Below are 18468 nucleotides of genomic sequence, written 5' to 3' on the forward strand. Positions count from 1 at the left end.
GATGAAATCCAGGATCTCCGCGTTCAGCATCTCGGCGTTCACCGTCAGCATGCCTTGCGAGAGGCCCGCGTAGGTTTTCAGCGTCCCGTCCGACAGCAGCCGGATCGCCTTGTGGGCGGAGGCCTCGATCGGGACCACCTGGTCGTCCTCGCCGTGCAGCAGCAGCGTGGGCACGGCGAGCGCCTTGAGATCCTCGGTCAGGTCGGTCTCCGAGAACGCCTTGATGCCGTCGTAGTGGGCCTTGGCGGCGCCCATCATGCCCTGCCGCCACCAGTTCTGGATCACGCCCTCCTGGACCGTCGCGCCCTCGCGGTTGAAGCCGTAGAAGGGGCCCGCGGGCAGGTCGCGGAAGAACTGCGCGCGGTTGCCCGCCAGCGCCGCGCGGAAGCCGTCGAAGACCTCCATCGGCGTGCCCTCGGGGTTGTCGGCGGTCCTGAGCATCAGCGGCGTGATGGCCGCGACCAGCACCGCCGCGCTGACCCGGCCCGCCGGCCCGCCGTGCCGCGCCACGTAGCGCGCCACCTCCCCGCCGCCGGTGGAGTGGCCCACGTGGACCGCGTCGCGCAGGTCCAGCGCCTGCGCCACGGCGAAGGCGTCGGCGGCGTAGCGGTCGATGTCATGCCCATGCGAGACCTGTTCCGAGCGCCCGTGCCCGCGACGGTCATGCGCGACGATGCGATAGCCCCGGGACAGGAAGAACAGCATCTGCGCGTCCCAGTCGTCGGAGCTGAGCGGCCAGCCGTGGTGAAAGACGATGGGTTGGGCGTCCTTCGGACCCCAGTCCTTCACGAAAATCCGCACGTCGTCCGCGGTCGTCACATAACCCATGGCATTGTCTCCGTCTGCAAGGTCGAGGGGGGCGGGATCGGCGGCCCGGGCGCCGCCCGGGCGCCACAGGACGGCGGCCGCGAGGGCCGAGCCCGCGCGCAGGACGTCGCGGCGGCGGAGCGGAGGGCCGCGGTCGGACGTCGAGGGCATGGCGCGCCTCGCCGGAGCCCGAAAGCGTCGGGGCGGGTCAGTCCGGCAGGGGGGATGTGTTCGTCGCGATCCTCGGCCGGCAGATCGAACCTGCCCTCGCCCCACCTGCCTGCGCGCCATTCGGCCTTGGCCTGCTCGATGCGCTCCTGCGAGGAGGCGACGAAGTTCCACCAGAGGTATCGCGGACCGTTGAAGGTCGCGCCGCCCAGGATCATCAGCCGCGCCCCCTGCTCGCCGGCCGCGACCGTGATCCTGTCGCCGAGCCGGAAGACCATCATCTGCGCCGCGCCGAACGCCCGCCCCGCGACCGAAATCGCGCCCTCCATCACATAGATCGCCCGGTCCTCGTGATCGTCGGGCATCGGAAACCGCTGGCCGGGCGCGAGCGTCACGTCCGCGTAGAACGTCTCGGAGAGCAGGGTCGCGGGCGCGGTCTCGCCATAGGCCGCGCCCAGGATCAGGCGGACCGAAAGGCCGCGATCCTCGATCATCGGCAGCGCGTCCTTGCCGTGATGTTCGAAGCTGGGCGCCGCATCCTCGTGCGCGTCGGATGCGGGGTCGGGGGGGCGTCGGAAGGCATCCCGGGTCCGTTTGCCGGTTGTGTCTCGGCCCGACTGGACGGGGCGCCGCGTCGGTCGGGGGCCGCGCCCCGCCCAGGCGATCCGGGGGGGGCGATCCGGGCGGGCGCGTCGTCAGAACATGGGCTCGCCGCCCGGAGCGACAGTGATCACGACCTTGCCGCGCAGCGCGTTGGCCCGGCCCGCTTCGAGGTAGGCGTGCGCCTCGCCGATCCGCTCGAGGGGGAAGCTCGCGCCGATGATCGGCTTCACCTGCCCCCGCTCCAGCAGCCGGGTCAGCCCGTCGAGCTTGCCGCGGTTCTGGCGCGTGAAGACGAAGTGGTAGGAGGCGTTGCGGCCCCAGGCCTCGATCAGATTCTGGGGCCTGGCGATGTCCACCAGCGTCACCACGCGCCCCAGCTGGGCGAGCGCGAGCGGGCTGCGGGTCAGCGTATCGCCCCCGATCGTGTCGAAGATCACGTCGACGCCGGCATCTCCGGTCACCCGGTTGACGACCTCGACATAGTCCTCGGTCTCGAAGTCGATCGCGAGATCGGCGCCCAGCCCGACGACGAACTCGTGGTCGCGGCCGGCCGCCGTGGTGAACACCCGCGCGCCCATCGCCTTGGCGAACTGGATCGCGACCGAGCCGACGCCGCCGGCGCCGCCATGGATCAGGATGGTCTCGCCGACCTGGAGCTGCGCCCGCGTGACGAAGGATTCCCAGACCGTTCCCCCGACCAGCGTCAGGCTCGCCGCCTCGGCGTGGCTGAGGTTCGCAGGCTTGCGCGCAACGAGGTCGACATCAGCCACGTGCTGCTCGGCATAGGATCCCTGGGCGCCGAAGATCTGGGGGGTGTAGTAGACCTCGTCCCCGACGGCGAACTCGGTCACGTCCGCGCCGATCTCCTCGATCACGCCCGAGACGTCGTGGCCGGTGATGGCGGGCAGCGGCACATGGCCGACGTAGTCGCCGCGCCGGACCTGGTAGTCGAGCGGGTTGATCGCGGTGGCGTGGACGCGGACGCGCACCTCTCGCGGACCGACCTCCGGCACCGGCACCTCCCTGATCTCGAACATCTCGGGGCCGCCGAACTTCGGGAGCACCGCGGCCTTCATCATCTGGGTCATCTGTCGTCCTTCCAGGGTCGTCCGGTTTCGCGTCGGATCGAAGCGGCTGCGCGGGGGGGCCGCGGGCCGGTCGACTGCAGGCCGGGCGGCGGCGCCGCCCGTCGCGGCGTCGACCCGTTCTAGGCCGAACGCCCCGCGCCCGCGGCGCACGGGCTGCTGCGCACGCGCCGAAACTGCGCAGTCTCGCCGCAGGGGGGCATGCCGAGCCGGGCGAGCGCGCGCGGCCTCGCGCCCCGGTCTTCCCTTGCCCCGTCGCCCGGGCGCGCGATGAGTCCGATCCGCGTCGAAACAGGTTCGCGCGCCGACGTCGGCGCTTTCGCCTGCGGTCCGGGCGCCGGCCTTTGGGATTGCCCTCGCGCCGGCTTGCGTCGAGGGTGGCCGGGGCGGCGCGAAAGGGATCGGGATGGGCGAGTGCTTCGTGGAGCGGTTCGAGGTGGCGGGCGCGGCCGAGGGGCCGCTCGCGGGGCTGACCTTCGCGGCCAAGGACCTGTTTGACGTCGCCGGCCGCGTCACCGGCGCCGGCAACCCGGACTGGGCCGCGAGCCATCCCGCCGCCACGACCCACGCCGCCGCCGTCGCCCTGCTGCTGGAGGCCGGGGCGAGGCTGGTCGGCAAGACCATCACCGACGAGATCTCGCTGGGTCTGCTGGGCGTCAACGCCTTCGACGGCACGCCGCTGAACCCCAGGGCGCCGGACCGGGCGCCGGGGGGCTCGTCCTCGGGCTCCGCCTCGGCGGTGGCGCAGGGGCTGTGCGATGCGGCGCTGGGCACCGACACCGGCGGCAGCGTGCGCACGCCGGCGAGCTTCTGCGGTCTCTACGGGCTGCGGCCGACCCATGGGCGCGTGCCGACCGCGGGGATGCTGCCGCAGGCGCCCGGCTCGGACACCGCCGGCTGGTTCGCGCGCCGCGGCGACGTCTTCGCCCGCGTGGGCGCCGTGCTGATCGGCGAGGCGCCCTCCGCCCCGCCCCGCGGCCTGAGTGTGGCGGCGGACGCCTTCGGCTTCGCCGGCCCGGGCGTGGCCGAGGCGCTGGCCCCGGCGCTGGCGCGGCTGGAGGCGATCGTCGGACCCGGGCGCGAGGAGCTTCTGGCGCCGCCCGGCCTCGCCGCCTGGGGCCGCGCCCAGCGCACGTTGCAGAGCGCCGAGGCCTGGCAGACCTTCGGCCCCTGGGTCGAGGCGACGGTCCCGCGGTTCTCCTTTCTGGTGGCGCGCTCGCTGATGGCCGGCGCGGCGACGCCGCCCGCCGAGCTGCCCCCCGCCCGACTGGTGCGCGACGAGGCGCGCGGGCGGCTGGCGCATCTGACCCGCGGAGGCGCCTGCATCGCCCTGCCCGCGACGCCCGACCCCGCGCCGAAGCTGGGCCTGCCGCTGTCGCAGATGGACCGCGCGCGCGACCGGATCAACGCGATCTGCGCGCTGGGGGGCTTGACCGGCCACCCGGTGCTGGTGCTGCCGGGCGGAGAGGCGGAGGGCGCGCCGGTGGGGCTCGCCGTGATCGGGGCGCGGGGGGCGGACGCCTCGCTGCTGGCCCTCGCGCAGATCTGGGAGGACGCATGACCGACCGCACGCCCAACATCCCCGAGGTGGTCGAGGAGGTGCGCGCCCTCTTCGAACGCTACGAGACGGCGCTGGAGACCAAGGATGTCGAGGTGCTGGACGAGACCTTCTGGCGCTCGCCCCACACCATCCGCTACGCGCTGCACGAGAACGGCTACGGCTTCGACGAGATCCACGCCCACCGCGTGCGCCGCCCCCCGGGGCCCGGCATCAAGGAGAGGCGGATCCGGCTCGAGATCCTGACGCTGGGCCGCGACTTCGCCACCACGAACCTCGAGTTCAAGGTGCGCGGCAAGAACCTGGTGGGCCGGCAGAGCCAGACCTGGATCAGGTTCGACGAGCTGGGCTGGAAGGTCGTCGCGGCCCATGTCTCGACGGTGAGCGAGCCGCTCTGGTAGGGGCTCGCCCAGCCCGCGGAGGGAGGCGCAGCCCGCGCTCAGCCCGCGCTCAGCCCGCGCTCAGCCCGCGCGCGACAACGAGCGGCGGGTGAACTCGGCGTAGTGATCGGCGAGCCAGGCGGCCCCGGTCTCGCCCCACAGCGCGGTCAGGCGCGGCAGCATCAGGGGCGCCGAGACGATCCAGCTGACGGCGGCCGAGGGGTCCTCGACCTCGATGCTGCCGTCCTCGACCCCGGCCTTGACCAGGCGGATCAGGCGGCGGCCGAAGCGGCGCTGGCGCGCGCGCACCTCGTCGAGGTCAGAGGGGTGCAGCGAGGTCAGATCCGTCAGCACCGCGCAGGCCCCGAGGTCGGAGGTGATCCCCTCCACGTAAAGCCGGGTGAAGGCGACCACGCGGTCGAGCGCGGCGCCGGGGCGGCTCTCGGCCTCGGCCATCGCGGTCTCGGCCAGTTCGAAGCCGATCTCCACGCAGCTCAGCAGCACGTGGTTCTTGTCGCGGAAATAGTAATAGAAGACCGTCTTGGTAATCCCCAGCCGAGAGGCGACCTCGTCGAGCGAGACGTTGTGGTAGCCGCGGTCGTTGAAGGCCTCGGCGGCCTCGCGCAGGATCATCCGGCGCTTCTCGGCGTGCTGCTCGGAGGGCGCGGCGAACTTCCCGTTCCATTTCGCGCGCGGTCTGGCGTTCGTGCTCATTCGGATCGCCCTCGGCGGGCCGCGGGCGCGCCGTCGCGGGCCGCGGTCTGGGTCTCGACTGCTAGCGGGCGGGGCGCGGGGTGTCCAGTTCGGCCCCCGCGCCGGCCGACTCAGGCGGGATCGAGCAAGGCCACCACCTGGCCCTCCTCGACCAGGTCGTCGACCGCGACCCGGATCTCGCGCAGGGTCCCGGCGCGCGGGGCGGTGACGGCGATCTCCATCTTCATGGATTCCAGCACCACGATCGGGTCGTCCTCGGCCAGGGTCTGGCCGGGCTTCGCCGCCACTTCCAGCACGCGGCCGGTGATCTCGCTTTTCGCTTCCATTTCGGGTCCTTCAGAGGCTGGTGGGCCAGGTGGCGAGGCGGTGGGCGCCGACCTCGCCCTTGGGTCGGCGGCGCATCACCTCGAGCATGCGCGAGAGCCAGGCCCGCGTCTCGCCGGGGCGGATGACCGAGTGGGCGGCGAACATGCCCGCCAGCTCCCACGGCGAGTTGGAGACGACCATGTCCTGCATCAGCGTGTCGAAATCCTCGCCATCCCCGCGGCGGCGGTTGTGCACGACCGAGACGGCGACGGCGGGGTCGACGAAGCCGACCTCGCCGGTGGTCATCACCGCCAGCGCGTCGGCGATGCCGCCCCCGAGGTTGAGGTAGGCCTGCCCGTAGCTCTTGCGCACCACGACGGCCAGCTTGGGGACCGTCGCCAGCGTCAGGGCGCGGATGTTGTTCATGATCTCGCCGGCGACGCCCTCGCGCTCGGCCTGCAGGCCGACGAGGAAGCCGGGGGTGTCGGCCAGCAGCACGATGGGCACGTTGAAGCTGTCGCAGAGGACCGTGAACTCGGTCATCTTGCGGCAGGAGGGGCCGTCGATGGCGCCGCCCTTGCGCATGGGGTTCGAGGCGATGACGCCCACCGTGCGCCCCTCGATCCGCGCCAGCGCCGTTTCCAGCGTGCGCCCGAATCGCGGCCGGAAGGGCATCACCGAGCCCTCGTCGGCCAGAAGCTCCACCAGCTTGCGGCCGTCGTAGATCTTGTGACGCTCGGGCGGGATCAGCGCCTCGACCGCCTCGGGCGCGCCGCCGGGCGCCGCGGGGGCGGAGGGGGGCGCCTCGGCGGCGTTGGAGGGCAGGTAGGCGAGGAACCGGCGCAGGGCGTCGATCGCCTCCTCGTCGGTGTCGGTCACCAGGTCCACCTGGCCGGTGGTCTCGGCATGCAGGTCGGCGCCGCCCAGCTCCTCCGGCGTCACCTCCTGGCTCATGGCGACCGAGGTGACCTTGGGGCTGGAGACGGAGAAGGTCGCGTCCTTCCGCATCACCGCGAAGTCCGACATCACCGCATACCACGTCCCCATCCCGTAGCAGGGGCCCAGCACGGCGGAGACCCAGGGCGTGTCCCGGTCGCGGGACATCGAGGACAGCAGCCCGATCCGCCCCATGCCGGTGGCGCCCTGGATGTCGGGCATCCGGGCGCCCGCGCTCTCGATCAGGAAGGCGCAGGGGATGCCGGCGGCCGAGGCGCGGGTCTTGAGGAAATCGAGCTTGCGGATGTTGGTGGCCGAGGACGAGGCGCCCAGCACCGTCAGGTCGAAGGAGGCGACGGCGACGTCCCGGCCCTCGACCTTGCCGAAACCCGTGACGATGCCTTCGGCGGGGGTGCGGCCGCGGTCTTCCTCGCGGGCGGACCAGGCGAACTCGCCGATCTCGATCCAGCTGCCGGGATCGCAGAGCCGGTCGATCCGCTCGCGCGCGTTGAGGATGCCGGCCTCGCGCCGGGCGGCGAGCTTGGCCTCGCCGCCCATGGCGTGGACATGGGCGCGGCGGGCCTCGAATTCCTCGGCCGTGACGGCGAGCGAGGGCGGGCGGGGTCGGGCGTCTGCGGTCATGGGTCCTCCGGTCGCCCGGCGCGCGCCGGGCGGGGGATGGGAAGGGGGCGGAGGGCCGGCCCGCGGAGCTCGCGGGCCGGGCGGGAGGTCAGAAACCGGGTCAGGAGCTGGCGATGACCAGCCGGTCGCGCTTGATCACGATGCCGGCTTCCTCGCGGTCCCAGGTGTCGGGGGTCACGCCCTCTGCCCGGAGCAGGTGCTTCTGCACTTTCTCGGTGGGCGTGCGGGGCAGGTCCTCGACGATGCGGAAGAAGCGCGGAACCATGAAATGCGCGAGCCGCGGGCGCAGGAAGGCGACCAGCTCGGGCAGGTCGACGGTCTGGCCGGGCGCGGGGCTGATCACGGCCATCACCTCGTCCTCCGACAGGTCCGAGGGCACGGCGACCACCGCGCAGTCGCGCACGGCGGGGTGGGCGGCGACCTCCTTCTCGACCTCGAAGGACGAGATGTTCTCGCCGCGCCGGCGGATCGCGTCCTTCATCCGGTCGACGAAATAGAAGTTGCCCTCGGCGTCCTTGCGGAAGCCGTCGCCGGTGTGGAACCAGCCGTTGCGCCAGGCTTTCGCAGTGGCCTCGGGGTTCTTGTGATAGCCGCCATTGAGCGCATAGGGCATGTCGGCGCGCACGATCAGCTCTCCGGTCACGCCCGGCGGCAGCTCGCAGTCGTTCTCGTCCACCACCCGGCATTCCACGCCCGCGCGCGGCCGCCCGGCGGTGCCGCGCGCCGAGGGTGAGGGGCCCACGAACAGCGGCGAGGACGTCTCGGTCATGTTGAAGGAGGTGTAGACCTCCACCCCGAAGCGCTCGGTGAACTCGGCGTGCTGGTCCGAGAGGGGGATCATCGAGACGCGGAGCAGCGGGTGATCGCGGTCCTGCGGGCTGGGCGGCTCCTTGAGCAGGAAGGGCGTCATCGCGCCGAGCAGGATGGTGTGCTGGACGTCGAACCTGCGCACCATGTTCCAGAACTCGGAGGTCCGGAAGCTCTCGACCAGGGCAAACGAGCCGCCGCGCATCAGGGTGGCCCAGATCGGGCCGGCGCCGCCGACATGGAACATCGGCAGGTTCACCAGGCCCCGATGCTCCATGCGGGTGGTGTCGTTGGGGATGAAGGTCGCCCACATCTGCAACTGCGAGATCAGGACCCCCTTCGAGGGCCCCGTCGTCCCCGAGGTGTAGATGATCGAGAACATGTCCCAGGGCTCGATCAGGCGCTCCGGCTCGGGCAGCGCGTCGGGGTCGCCCTCGAGCACGCCGGCCGGCAGCAGCTCGAGCCCCGGCACGGGATCCGCCTCGCCGCCGAGCACCACCACGTCGTGAAGCTCGGCCGTGTCGGCGCCGTTCAGGCGCTCGACCAGGGGGGCTGCGGCGATCATCAGCCGGGCGCCGGCGTTGTCGATCACATGCTCCATCAACCCGCCGCGATAGCCGGTGTTGATGGGCACGTAGACCGCGCCCAGGTAGTTCAGCGCCAGCATCACCCGCAGGCAGTCCTTGCCGTTGGGCAGCCACACCAGCACGAAGTCGCCCTGCGCCACGCCCAGCCGGCGCAGCCCGTCGGCGCAGCCGCGCACCGTGCGGCGCAGGTGGGCGTAGCTCCATTCCTCGCCGTCGTCGAAGACCACGAAGGTCTTGTCGGGCTGGGCGGCGGCGTGGCGGTCGAGCACCTCGCGGATCACGCACTCCTCGCGCGGGGGCATTCGGGGGTCCAGCATCGCAGTCTCTCCCTTCAGCTCGTGACCGGCTCGACATGCTCGTAGCGGGGGCGGCCGAGCAGATTGGGCTGGTAGCCCGAGAACCGGTCCGAGACGCCGACGATGTGCACCTCGAACAACAGCGGCACGAACACCGCCTGTTCGAGCGCGATGCGCTGCACCCGGGAGAGGGCGGCCTTGCGCTCCTCCTGCGTGGTCCCGACGCGGGAGGCGGCGATGGCCTCGTCCATGCCCGGGATCGCCTGGCGCCCGCCGTTGTAGGAGCTGTCCTTGCCGAAGATGATCGAGGGCACCATCGAGGGGTCGGGCCGCGCGGTGATCGCGGCGAAGAAGCTGTCCACCGACTTCTGGAAGAAGAACATCTGGGAGCCCTCGGCGACTGTCGTGGTGGTCACCTTGGCCTTGATGCCGACCTTGTCCCACATGCTCATCAGCACCTCGCGCCGCTGGATCGCGGCCTGGTCCTGGTAGGCGACGGCGGTGAACTCGACCTCCTCGACGCCGGTCTCCTTGATCAGGGCGCGGGCGCGGTCGGGATCGTAGGCGAGGATGTCCTCGAGCCCCTCGTCATGGGCCCAGTAGGCCTTGGGATAGAGGGTCGTCGCCGGCTCCCCCAGCCCGCCCATCGCGGCCTTCACGAAGGCCTCGCGGTCGATGGCCAGATTCATCGCCCGCCGCACCCGCACGTCGTCGAAGGGCGGCCTGGAGAAGTCCATGTAGTTCATGTGCAGGTAGAGCGAAGGCTCGGCATGCACGGTCACGTTGGGAGTGCGGTCCAGCAGGACTTTCTGCACCGAGGGCACGGTGACCACGATGTCGTTCTGCCCCGCGATGACCGAGCGGACGCCGGTGGTGACCTCGGGGATGATCTGCATGGTCATCCGGTCGACCTTGGGCAGGCCCGCCTCCCAGAAATCCTCGAACCGCTCGTAGGCGACGACCTGCATGTCCTGCCATTCGACATATTTGAACGCGCCCGCGCCGACCGGGTTGCGGTCGACCGAGCCGCCGTTGGCCTCCACCGCGGCGGGCGAGACCACCATCCCCGCCCGGTCCGTCAGGATCAGCGGCAGGGAGCGGTCGGGCGCCGTCAGCTTCAGCGTCACCGTGGTGGGCCCCGTCGCCTCGACCTCGGCGACCGAGCCGAGGTCCACCTTGATGTTCGAGGTCTCGTCCGAACGGGCGCGGTCGAGATGCGCCTTCACCGCCGCGGCGTCGAGCGGCGTGCCGTCGTGGAAGGTCAGCCCCTCGCGCAGCTCCAGCACTAGGGTGGTGTCGTCGGGATAGGACCAGGCCTTGGCCAGGCCCGGGATCGGCTCCAGCGTCTCGGGCTTCCAGCGGATCAGCGTGTCGTAGAGCGGGTAGAGGAACTGGTGGTCGCCGCCGCTGCGCCCGGTCACGGGGTCGAGCGTCGAGGGGTTGGTGTTGGCCGCGACCCGCAGCAGGGTCCCTTCCTGGGCGCGCGCCCCGCGCAGGCCGCCCGAGGCGGCGAGCGCCCCGGCCGCCAGCCCTCCGGCCAGCAGGTGACGGCGATGGATCTCGAGCGATCTGCCCTTGAGCGTGGTGGCATGCGTCATGGTGGGTCTCCTCCCCGGGGCCGGCTTCGCGTCCGGTTCCCCCTGTTGTGTTGCGGCCGTCTCGACCGCGTCGCCGGGTTCCCGCTTCAGATCGGCGAGATGTCCCGGACCTTGGGCGGCCGCGACCGGCCGCGGCGGCGCGGGGCGAGACGCGACAGCGCCTCGACCAGAACGGGGCGCGTGTCGCGCGGGTCGATCAGGTCGTCCACCCCGAAGCCCTCGGCGGCCTCGACCGGGCCGACGCGGGCGCGGAAGCCCGCGATCAGCTCGGCGCGACGGGCGTCGGGGTCGGGGGCCTGGGCGATCTCGCGGCCGAAGGCGACCTCGGTGGCCCCCTCGATCGACATCGCGCAGATCTCGGCGCTGGGCCAGGCGACGGTCAGGTCGGCGCCGAAGCTGCGCCCGCCGTTCATGGCGATAAACCCGAGCCCGTAGCCCTTGCGCAGCACCACCGAGAGGCGCGGCACCGTGGCCTTTCCCAGCTCATGGATGATCCGGGCCGAGCGGCGCACCAGCCCCGACTTTTCGGCAGGAGAGCCGACCAGGAAGCCGGGGATGTCCACGAAGAACACCAGCGGCAGCCCGAACGCGTCGCAGAGCGCGATGAAGTGGGCGACCTTCTCGCAGGCCGGGCTGTCGAGCGTGCCGGCCAGGTGCATCGGCTGGTTGGCGACGATCCCCACCGGCCGCCCGCCCATCCGCGCCAGCGTGGTGACCACGTTGCGCGCATAGCCGGGCTTCAGCTCGAACAGGCTGTCCCGGTCGGCGACGGCCTCCACCACCTTGCGCACGTCGTAGGCGCGCCTTGTGTTGGCGGGAACGAGGTCCAGCAGCGCCTCCTCGCGCCGGTCGGCGGGATCCTCGCAGGGCTGGATCGGCAGGGGCTCGGCGGCGTTGGAGGGGAAGTAGGACAGGAACCGGCGGATCGCGGCCAGCGCCTGGGCGTCGTCCTCGGCGATCAGGTCGGCGATGCCGTGACGGTCGGCCTGGGTGGCGGCGCCGCCCAGCGCCTCCTTGTCGATGTCCTCGCCGGTGGCGGCCTTGACCAGCGCCGGGCCCGCGATGCCCATGGTGGCGCCCTTCACCATCACCACGAAGTCCGCCAGCGCCGACATGTTCGAGGGCCCCGCGAAACCCGAGCCCATCATCGCCGCGCAGATCGGCGTCCAGCCCGACAGGTCCACAAGCTGCTGGAAGTTGGTCGAGACCGCCGCGAAGTGACGGCTGTCGAGCCCCTCCTGGATCCGGTGCCCGCCGCCGTCGAGCATCGAGACATAGGGGATCCCGTGATCGAGCGAGAGCTGGGTCTGGCGCAGCGTCTTCCTCGCCCCCGCCTCGCCGCTCGAGCCGCCCATCACCGAGAAATCGTTGGAGACGATCGAGACGGGCCGCCCCTCGACCCGCGCCGCGCCCACCACCACCCCGTCGCCGGGAGCGTCGGGCTGGTCGCGCGGGCGCACAAGGGCGCCGGCCTCGACGAAACTGCCGGGATCGGCGAAGGCCGCGATCCGCTCGCGCGCCGTCAGCTTGCCGCGGGAGCGCTGGCGGGCGAGCGCCTCGGCCCGCGCCGCGTCGCCCACGGCGTGCTGGGCGGCCTGCACCCGGGCAAGGCGGGCGCGCATGTCCTCGGCCGGGAGCGGCTGGCCGCCCTGGTCCCCGGTCGAGGCGTTCTCAGGGGCCGCGGTCTTCACGCTCATGCCCTGGCGCCCCGGCCGGAGCGGCGCGAGGCGCGCGGGGCGCGCGCGCAATCGGTCGCGCGTCGGCGACGCGGGGCAAGGGTCATCTGGTCTTCCTCCCGAAGGCGCCTTCGAGGGCGCCTTTCCATTCCGCCTCGGCGTTTATACGCCAGCGTAAGTTTGCCTACGCGACTGTAACCATGCGCCGTCCCCTGTCAATCGAGTCGGCCTCCGCCCCCGTCCAGGAGCAGGCGCGGGACGCGCGCAGCCGGGCGCGCGCCCCCACGCGGCGCGGGGGCGGGTTGACGGGACCAGGAGGGAAGCGGCGGAGGGGCGCGGCGCTCAGGCCGCCAGGGCGCCCACGCGGATCAGGACCTCGCGCACCGCCTCGATCTGGGCGGGCGTGGGGGCGGGCTGGGGCGGGGCGGGGTCGCCGCAGTCGAACCCCTGCAGGCGCAGACCGGCCTTCACCGCGCCGGCCAGGTTGAAGCGCGCGAAGACCTGGTTCACGGCCCACAGCTCCCGCTGCAGCGCCATCGCCTCGTCCCAGCGGCCGGCCTCGCACAGCTCGAACAGGCGCACGCTCTGCTTCGGGATCAGGCAGGAGGGGCCGGCCAGCCAGCCGCGCCCGCCGATCAGCATCACCGCGGTGGTGATGTGCGACGAGGCCGCGAACACCCCGATCCGCCCCTGCGTCCGCTCCAGGATCGACAGCAGCCGCCCGGTGTTGGTCGAGGCGTCCTTCACGAAGACGATGTTGGGGTGGTGGGAAAGCGCGTCGATCGCCTCCAGCGTCAGGTCGGAGCGCTGGAAGTTGGGGTTGGTGTAGAGCGTCACCGGCCTGTCCGTCGCGTCGGCCACGGCGGTGAAATAGTCGATCACCCCGGCGTCGGGGACCGGGAAATAGGCCTCGAGCACCGCCAGGATCCCGTCCGCCCCCAGCGCCGCCCAGCGCTTGGCCTGGGCGACGGCGTCCTTCGTGGCGGTGGCCGCGACGCCTGCGATCACCGGCACGCGGCCGGCGGCGGCCTCGACCACGCAGGCCACCACCCGCTCCTTCGCGGCGAGGTCGAGATAGGCGAACTCCCCGGTGGAGCCGAGCGGGGTCAGCCCGTGCACGCCGCTGTCGATCAGATGCTCGCACAGGCGCGAGAGGGCGGGGGCGTCGACCTCGCCGTCGGCCGTCAGGGGGGTGGGCAGGTAGGGGACCACGCCCCGCAGGTCACGCACATCCATCCTCGCCTCCCGTCGCCTCGCCCTCCGCCCGGGGCGCCCCAAGGCAGAGCAGGCGGGGGCCCGGGGGTCAAGGCGAAGGGGAAAGCCGGAGCGCCGGCGCCCCCCGACCGCCCGGGGTTGACCCCCGCCTGCGCGGCGGCGGAACATCCCCGCTGAGGGGCCCGGCGGCGGCGCCCGGACGGGGAGCGCGCGATGAGCGGACACGAGACTTTCGAGCTGGGCCCCACCGTCCTGCAGTCAGGGATAACCCTGCCCGCCGCGCGGCTGGCCTACAGGACCTACGGCACGCTGGCGCCCGACCGCTCGAACGCGATCCTCTACCCGACCTCCTACGGGGCGCAGCACTCGGATATCGACTGGCTGATCGGTCCCGGCCGGGTGCTGGACCCCGCGCGGTGGTTCGTGGTTATCCCCAACCAGTTCGGGAACGGGCTGTCGTCGTCCCCCTCCAACCTGCCCCTGCCCTTCGCCGAGGGCCGCGCGCCGGTCTTCACCCACTGGGACAACGTCCACGCCCAGCGCCGCCTGCTGGCCGAGGTCTTCGGGATCGAGCGGCTGGCCATGGTCTACGGCTGGTCGATGGGCGGCCAGCAGGCGCTGCACTGGGGGGCGCTGTTCCCCGACCAGGTCGGCGCGATCTGCGCGGTGTGCACCTCGGCCCGCACCAGCCCCCACAACCGGGTCTTCCTCGAGGGGCTGCGCGCCGCGCTGACCGCCGACGCCGCCTATGTCGACGGCCGCTTCGTCGCCCGCCCCCTGCGCGGCCTGCGCGCCTTCGCCCGGATCTACGCCGGATGGGCGGTCAGCCAGACCTTCTATCGCCGCGAGATGTGGCGCGAGGCAGGTTTCGCGAGCTACGACGACTGGATCCTGCGCGGCTGGGAGGGCAACTTCCTGCGCCGCGAGGGCGAGGATCTGCTGTCGATGATCGAGACCTGGATCCGCTCCGACATCTCCGACAACGCGGTGTTCGGGGGGGACCTCGCGGCCGCGCTGAACGCGATCGAGGCGCGCACGATCCTGATGCCCTGCGACACGGATCTGTATTTCCAGGTCGCCGACAACGAGGCCGAGGTCGCGCTGGCCCCGAAGCTCGCGTTGCGCCCGATCCGCTCCGACTGGGGCCATCGCGCCGGCAACCCGCAGCTCTCGCCCCCCGACGAGGCGGTCCTGCGCGCCGCCGTGGCCGAGCTGCTGGAGGGCTGAGGCCCCCTCGAGGCGTCCCCGCCCGCGGCAAGCGGGCCCCGAGCGCGCGGCAGGCGGGCCGTGCGCTCGGCCCCGACCTGTCAGCGCGCGAACAGCGGCCTGCGGACAGCGCGAGGGCCCGCATCGCGCCAGGCGCCCGGCGTATCCCGCCCGGCGCCTGGCTTGTCCCGAGGCGCGCCGCCCGCTCAGTCGCGGGAGAAGGTCAGCTCGGCGACCTTGCCGCGGCTCGAGGACAGGCAACGCCAGCTGCCCTTCTCGCCCTCGTCGTCCAGCACCACCAGCGTGTTGGCCTCGGAGAACTCGACCCGCCGGATCGAGATCCCGCCCCGGCCCGACCGCTCGCGCACCGCCTCGCGGCAGGCCTGGCGGGCGGCGTGGGTTTCCTCGCCCCAGCGCTCGTCGCCGCCCGAGCCCTTGTCCTGGTCCTTGCCGCCCTTGTCCTTGTCGCGCCCGCCGTCGGCGTGGCCGGCCCCGCCCGAGGAATCCTTGCGCAGGTACTCGACATAGCCGTTGTCATGGGCCCGGCAGTCCCAGGGCGTCTCGGCCTGGTCCATGATCACGATGTCCCAGGCGCCGTCGCTGCGGTGGGCGCGGGCGATGCGGCCGCCGGCGCCGGTGTTCTGCTCGCCGCTGCGCTGGAACTCGTAGAGGCAGGCCTGTTTGGCCTCGGTCTCGCCCGCCGCGGCCGGCGGGGCCGTCAGCGCCATCGCGGCCGCCAGCGCCGCGCCCAGCGTCGCGGCGGGGGTCAGTTTCCTGGGGATCATCGTCGTCTCCTCCCGGGTCGATGGGCCCTGCGGCCCTACCAGTTCTTCTGCGCCGACTGATCCGCCCGGGCCACCTGCTTGGGGTGGCAGCCTTGCGAACCCGAGCGCCGGCCCTCCTTGTTGTAGGTCACCAGGCAGCCGTCGTCGAAGGTCACCGTCGCGGCGCCGGTGGCGAGCTTGCGGAACCTGAGCCCCCCGCCGCCCCGCTCGTGCACGTCGTCCTGCACCGCCGCGTCGGCCCGCTCCACCTGTTTGGGCCGGCACCCCTGCGAGCCGCTGCGCCGGCCGGTGGTGTTGTAGGTGACCGCGCAGCCGTCGTCGAACCGCACCGTGTAGGCGCCGTCGTCGTGCCGGTTGACCTTCAGGTCGGCGAGCGCCGGCGTGGCCGTCGCCAGCGCCAGCAGCGCCGCCGCCGCGGCCATGAGAGGGGTGGGAATGGACATGGGTTCCTCGCTTTGACGCCCGCGCGGCCTCCTGCGGGCGCGCGTGGGCGGACCTTACGACAGCAGGCGGGGCCGCTCCACCTCGCAGGCGCTGCGCCCGCGGCGAAAGCTCCGCGCGACCCGGCCCCGTCGCCCTGGCGCTTCCCGCCGCTCGCGCGCCCCCTTGCGCGCCCCCTTGCGCACCGGGCCCCGCCGGCCGAGGATGCGCCCGCCGGGGGCCCTGCGCCCCCCTGCCTTTCCGCCTTGCAGGCGCCTGAACGGGCCCCATCTCCAGCACATGCGACGCCGCTTCGTCTCCCTGATCGCTGCCCTTGCCGTGCTTGCGGCGCCCGGTCCGGGCGTCGCGCAGCCGCGCGCCGAGACGTCAGGCGACGCGCCCGCGGCGGCGCCCGGGCCGGACTTGCCGGGCGCGGACCTCTCCGAGGCCCCCCCGCACCTTGCGCAGCCTCCCGCCGCGCCCCCCCTCGCGCAGCCTCCCGCCGCGCCCCCCCTCGCGCAGCCTCCGGCCGCGGCCCCCCTCGCGCAGCTTCCCGCTGGGACGCCCCCGCTCCTCGCCCTGCCCCCCGAGCGCGCCGCCGCGCTGCCCGTCGCCTTCGATCCCGACGCCCGCTGCACTCCCGACGGGCGCAGCTGCATCCGGCTGGAGACCTATTTCGACGACGTCTGCGCCCTGATCGACCGCGCAGCCGGGGAGGCCGGGCTCGACCGCGGCTTCCTCGCCCGCCTGCTCTGGAAGGAGAGCCTGTTCGACGCCGCCGCCGTCAGCCCCGCCGGCGCGCTGGGCATCGCCCAGTTCATGCCCGGGACCGCGGCGCTGCGGGGACTCGAGGACCCGTTCAACCCGGCCGAGGCGATCGTGGCCTCGGCGACCTACCTCGGCGAGCTTTCCGCGCGCTTCGGAAACCCCGGCCTCGCCGCGGTCGCCTACAACGGCGGCGAGAACCGGGCCGAGCGGTTCCTGGCCAACCGCGATGCGATCCTGCCCGGCGAGACGCTGGACTATGTCGACGCGATCACCGGCCACTCGGCCCGCGCCTGGCGCGACGCCCCGCCCGAGGCGGTCGACTATCGCCTCGACGCCGAGACGCCCTTCCACGAGGCCTGCGTCGAGCAGGCCTCGACCCGCCGCGTGCGCGAATTCGCCGACCCGGTGCCGCCCTGGGGCGTGGTCATCGCCACCGCCCGCCGCCGCGGCATGGCCGAGAGCCTCGCCGGCCGCGTGCGCCGCGCCCGCCCGGCCCTGCTGGGCGGGATCGACCTGCGGGTGGTGCGCGCCTCGATCCCCGGCCGCGGGACGGCGCTGTGGTACACGGTGCAGGCCCCGGCGCAGAGCCGCCGCGGGGCGATGGACTTCTGCCTGCAGCTGCGCCGCTCGGGCGCCATCTGCCGCATCCACCGCAACTGAGCGCCCGCCCCGTCGTCGCGCCCCAAACCCCGGGGTGACCCACGGCGCGCGCCGGGGCACTATGGGTCCCTGATGGAATCCGCCCGCACGAGGCGGAACCGACGGCACCCAGGAGGAACCCCCATGCAGGACGCCACCGCGGCCTGGTCCGACATCGCGCTCGCCCGCCACGGCGACGTGATGGTGATCACCCTCAACCGCCCCGACAAGCTGAACGCCTATACCGGCGTGATGGGCGAGGAGCTTGCCCGCGCCCTGCACGAGGCCGCCGAGGACGACGCCGTGCGCGCGGTGGTGGTCACCGGCGCCGGGCGCGCCTTCTGCGCGGGGGCCGACGTCTCGGCCGGCGCCGACGCCTTCGACTCGGGCGGCGAGGGCAAGGCGCAGATGTTCGGCGACATGGCCGGGACCGGCCGTCGCAAGGCCGGCGGCGGCTTCGTCGAGGCGATCTTCGACAGCCCCAAGCCGGTGATCGCCGCGATCAATGGTCCCGCCGTCGGCGTCGGCCTGACCCTGACCCTGCCCATGGACGTGCGCATCGTGGCGGAGGGCGCGAAGCTCGGCTTCATCTTCGCCCGCCGCGGCCTCGTGCCCGAGGCGGGCTCGGCCTGGTTCCTGCCCCGCATCGTGGGCCTCCCCCAGGCCCTGCGCTGGTCGATGTCGGGCCGCGTCTTCGGCCCGGACGAGGCGCTCGCCGGCGGCCTCGTCTCCGAGATCGCGGCGCCCGAGGCGCTGCTCGACCGCGCGCTCGAGATCGCCGCCGAGCTGACCGCCGACAGCGCTCCGGTCTCGGTCGCCCTGACCCGCCAGCTTCTCTGGCGCTTCGCCGGCGCCCCGGACCCGTTCGGCCTGCTGGAGATCGACGGCCCGATGTCGCTCGAGCGCGGCCGCCATGGCGACGTGAAGGAGGGCGTCGCCTCGTTCCTCGAGAAGCGCAAGGCCGACTTCCCCGGCACGGTCTCGGCCGACATGCCCAGCCAATACCCCTGGTGGCCCGCCGAGAAGGCCTGACCCCCGTCCCAGGCGCCCCGGCGCCACGCCCCCGGGCCTCGCGGAGCGCCTGTTCCCCGGAGCCGTCCGTCGCCGATGCCGACCAGAGCTCCGCGCCCCGCCCGGTCAGGGATCGCGAAGCGACCCCCGAAGGGGGCTTGTCCTTGACCGGGCGGGGCGCGGGGCTCAGGCATCTTCAGGCGGCGGACGGATCCGGGGGACAGGCGCGGCCCTGTTCCCTGGTGAGTCAGGAGCCCCGCC

16 protein-coding genes and 1 pseudogene are annotated in these 18468 nt (G+C 73.1%); 5 read left to right on the forward strand and 12 right to left on the reverse strand.

Annotation, left to right across the window (positions count from 1 at the left end; all coding sequences use genetic code 11):
- From AAC134_RS12940 to AAC134_RS12950, 3 genes and pseudogenes are all read right to left on the reverse strand, one after another.
- Nucleotides 1–828: alpha/beta hydrolase (locus AAC134_RS12940; protein WP_339949513.1), on the reverse strand; the 828-nt coding region annotated here is incomplete at its 3' end.
- Between the two features lie 200 nt (nt 829–1028).
- Nucleotides 1029–1520: pseudogene (locus tag AAC134_RS12945) on the reverse strand (pirin-like C-terminal cupin domain-containing protein); the annotation flags it as partial.
- Between the two features lie 150 nt (nt 1521–1670).
- Nucleotides 1671–2666, reverse strand: a complete 996-nt coding sequence (locus AAC134_RS12950) for a zinc-dependent alcohol dehydrogenase family protein (RefSeq protein WP_339949514.1) — start codon at nt 2664–2666, stop codon at nt 1671–1673.
- Between the two features lie 403 nt (nt 2667–3069).
- Between AAC134_RS12950 and AAC134_RS12955 the strand changes: the two genes are divergently transcribed.
- Together AAC134_RS12955 and hpxZ are read left to right on the forward strand one after the other, a co-directional pair.
- Nucleotides 3070–4224 carry an amidase gene (locus AAC134_RS12955; protein ID WP_339949515.1) on the forward strand — a complete coding sequence of 385 codons (1155 nt, stop codon included), beginning with the start codon at nt 3070–3072 and terminating at the stop codon, nt 4222–4224.
- Entirely contained in the window at nt 4221–4622 is a 402-nt protein-coding gene (gene hpxZ / locus AAC134_RS12960) for an oxalurate catabolism protein HpxZ (RefSeq protein WP_339949516.1), read from the forward strand. The genes AAC134_RS12955 and hpxZ overlap by 4 nt, the downstream gene beginning before the upstream one ends.
- Nucleotides 4623–4682: 60 nt before the next feature.
- Here hpxZ and AAC134_RS12965 read toward each other — a convergent pair whose 3' ends face one another.
- The 7 genes from AAC134_RS12965 to AAC134_RS12995 form a co-directional block, all read right to left on the reverse strand.
- Entirely contained in the window at nt 4683–5315 is a 633-nt protein-coding gene (locus AAC134_RS12965) for a TetR/AcrR family transcriptional regulator (RefSeq protein ID WP_339949517.1), read from the reverse strand.
- A gap of 110 nt (nt 5316–5425) precedes the next feature.
- Nucleotides 5426–5641 (reverse strand): acetyl-CoA carboxylase biotin carboxyl carrier protein subunit, encoded by a 216-nt coding sequence (locus tag AAC134_RS12970; RefSeq protein WP_339949518.1) that lies wholly within the window; start codon nt 5639–5641, stop codon nt 5426–5428.
- A 10-nt stretch (nt 5642–5651) separates the two neighbouring features.
- Nucleotides 5652–7199, reverse strand: a complete 1548-nt coding sequence (locus AAC134_RS12975; RefSeq protein ID WP_339949519.1) for a carboxyl transferase domain-containing protein — start codon at nt 7197–7199, stop codon at nt 5652–5654.
- A gap of 100 nt (nt 7200–7299) precedes the next feature.
- A complete protein-coding gene (locus AAC134_RS12980; RefSeq protein WP_339949520.1) occupies nt 7300–8910 on the reverse strand; it encodes an AMP-binding protein in 1611 nt (536 codons plus the stop codon).
- Nucleotides 8911–8924: 14 nt separating this feature from the next.
- The gene (locus tag AAC134_RS12985) at nt 8925–10487 is read right to left on the reverse strand and encodes an ABC transporter substrate-binding protein (RefSeq protein ID WP_339949521.1); all 1563 of its coding nucleotides are present in this window, start codon (nt 10485–10487) and stop codon (nt 8925–8927) included.
- Nucleotides 10488–10573: 86 nt separating this feature from the next.
- The gene (locus tag AAC134_RS12990) at nt 10574–12184 is read right to left on the reverse strand and encodes an acyl-CoA carboxylase subunit beta (protein ID WP_339949522.1); all 1611 of its coding nucleotides are present in this window, start codon (nt 12182–12184) and stop codon (nt 10574–10576) included.
- Nucleotides 12185–12505: 321 nt separating this feature from the next.
- Nucleotides 12506–13399 (reverse strand): dihydrodipicolinate synthase family protein, encoded by an 894-nt coding sequence (locus tag AAC134_RS12995; protein WP_339949523.1) that lies wholly within the window; start codon nt 13397–13399, stop codon nt 12506–12508.
- 192 nt (nt 13400–13591) lie between these two features.
- Between AAC134_RS12995 and AAC134_RS13000 the strand changes: the two genes are divergently transcribed.
- Nucleotides 13592–14605 carry an alpha/beta fold hydrolase gene (locus tag AAC134_RS13000; RefSeq protein WP_339949524.1) on the forward strand — a complete coding sequence of 338 codons (1014 nt, stop codon included), beginning with the start codon at nt 13592–13594 and terminating at the stop codon, nt 14603–14605.
- Nucleotides 14606–14790: 185 nt separating this feature from the next.
- Here the strand turns inward: AAC134_RS13000 and AAC134_RS13005 are convergent, their stop codons facing one another.
- The gene (locus tag AAC134_RS13005; RefSeq protein WP_339949525.1) at nt 14791–15369 is read right to left on the reverse strand and encodes a hypothetical protein; all 579 of its coding nucleotides are present in this window, start codon (nt 15367–15369) and stop codon (nt 14791–14793) included.
- A 35-nt stretch (nt 15370–15404) separates the two neighbouring features.
- Nucleotides 15405–15812 (reverse strand): hypothetical protein, encoded by a 408-nt coding sequence (locus AAC134_RS13010; protein WP_339949526.1) that lies wholly within the window; start codon nt 15810–15812, stop codon nt 15405–15407.
- Nucleotides 15813–16212: 400 nt separating this feature from the next.
- Here AAC134_RS13010 and AAC134_RS13015 point away from each other — a divergent pair, with 400 nt between their 5' ends.
- Nucleotides 16213–17217: a lytic transglycosylase domain-containing protein gene (locus tag AAC134_RS13015; RefSeq protein ID WP_339949527.1), complete on the forward strand. Its 1005-nt coding sequence runs from the start codon at nt 16213–16215 to the stop codon at nt 17215–17217.
- Between the two features lie 123 nt (nt 17218–17340).
- Nucleotides 17341–18228: an enoyl-CoA hydratase-related protein gene (locus tag AAC134_RS13020; protein ID WP_339949528.1), complete on the forward strand. Its 888-nt coding sequence runs from the start codon at nt 17341–17343 to the stop codon at nt 18226–18228.
- The last annotated feature ends 240 nt before the right edge of the window (nt 18229–18468 follow it).

The organism is uncultured Albimonas sp. (assembly GCF_963977235.1).
GTDB lineage: Bacteria > Pseudomonadota > Alphaproteobacteria > Rhodobacterales > Rhodobacteraceae > Albimonas.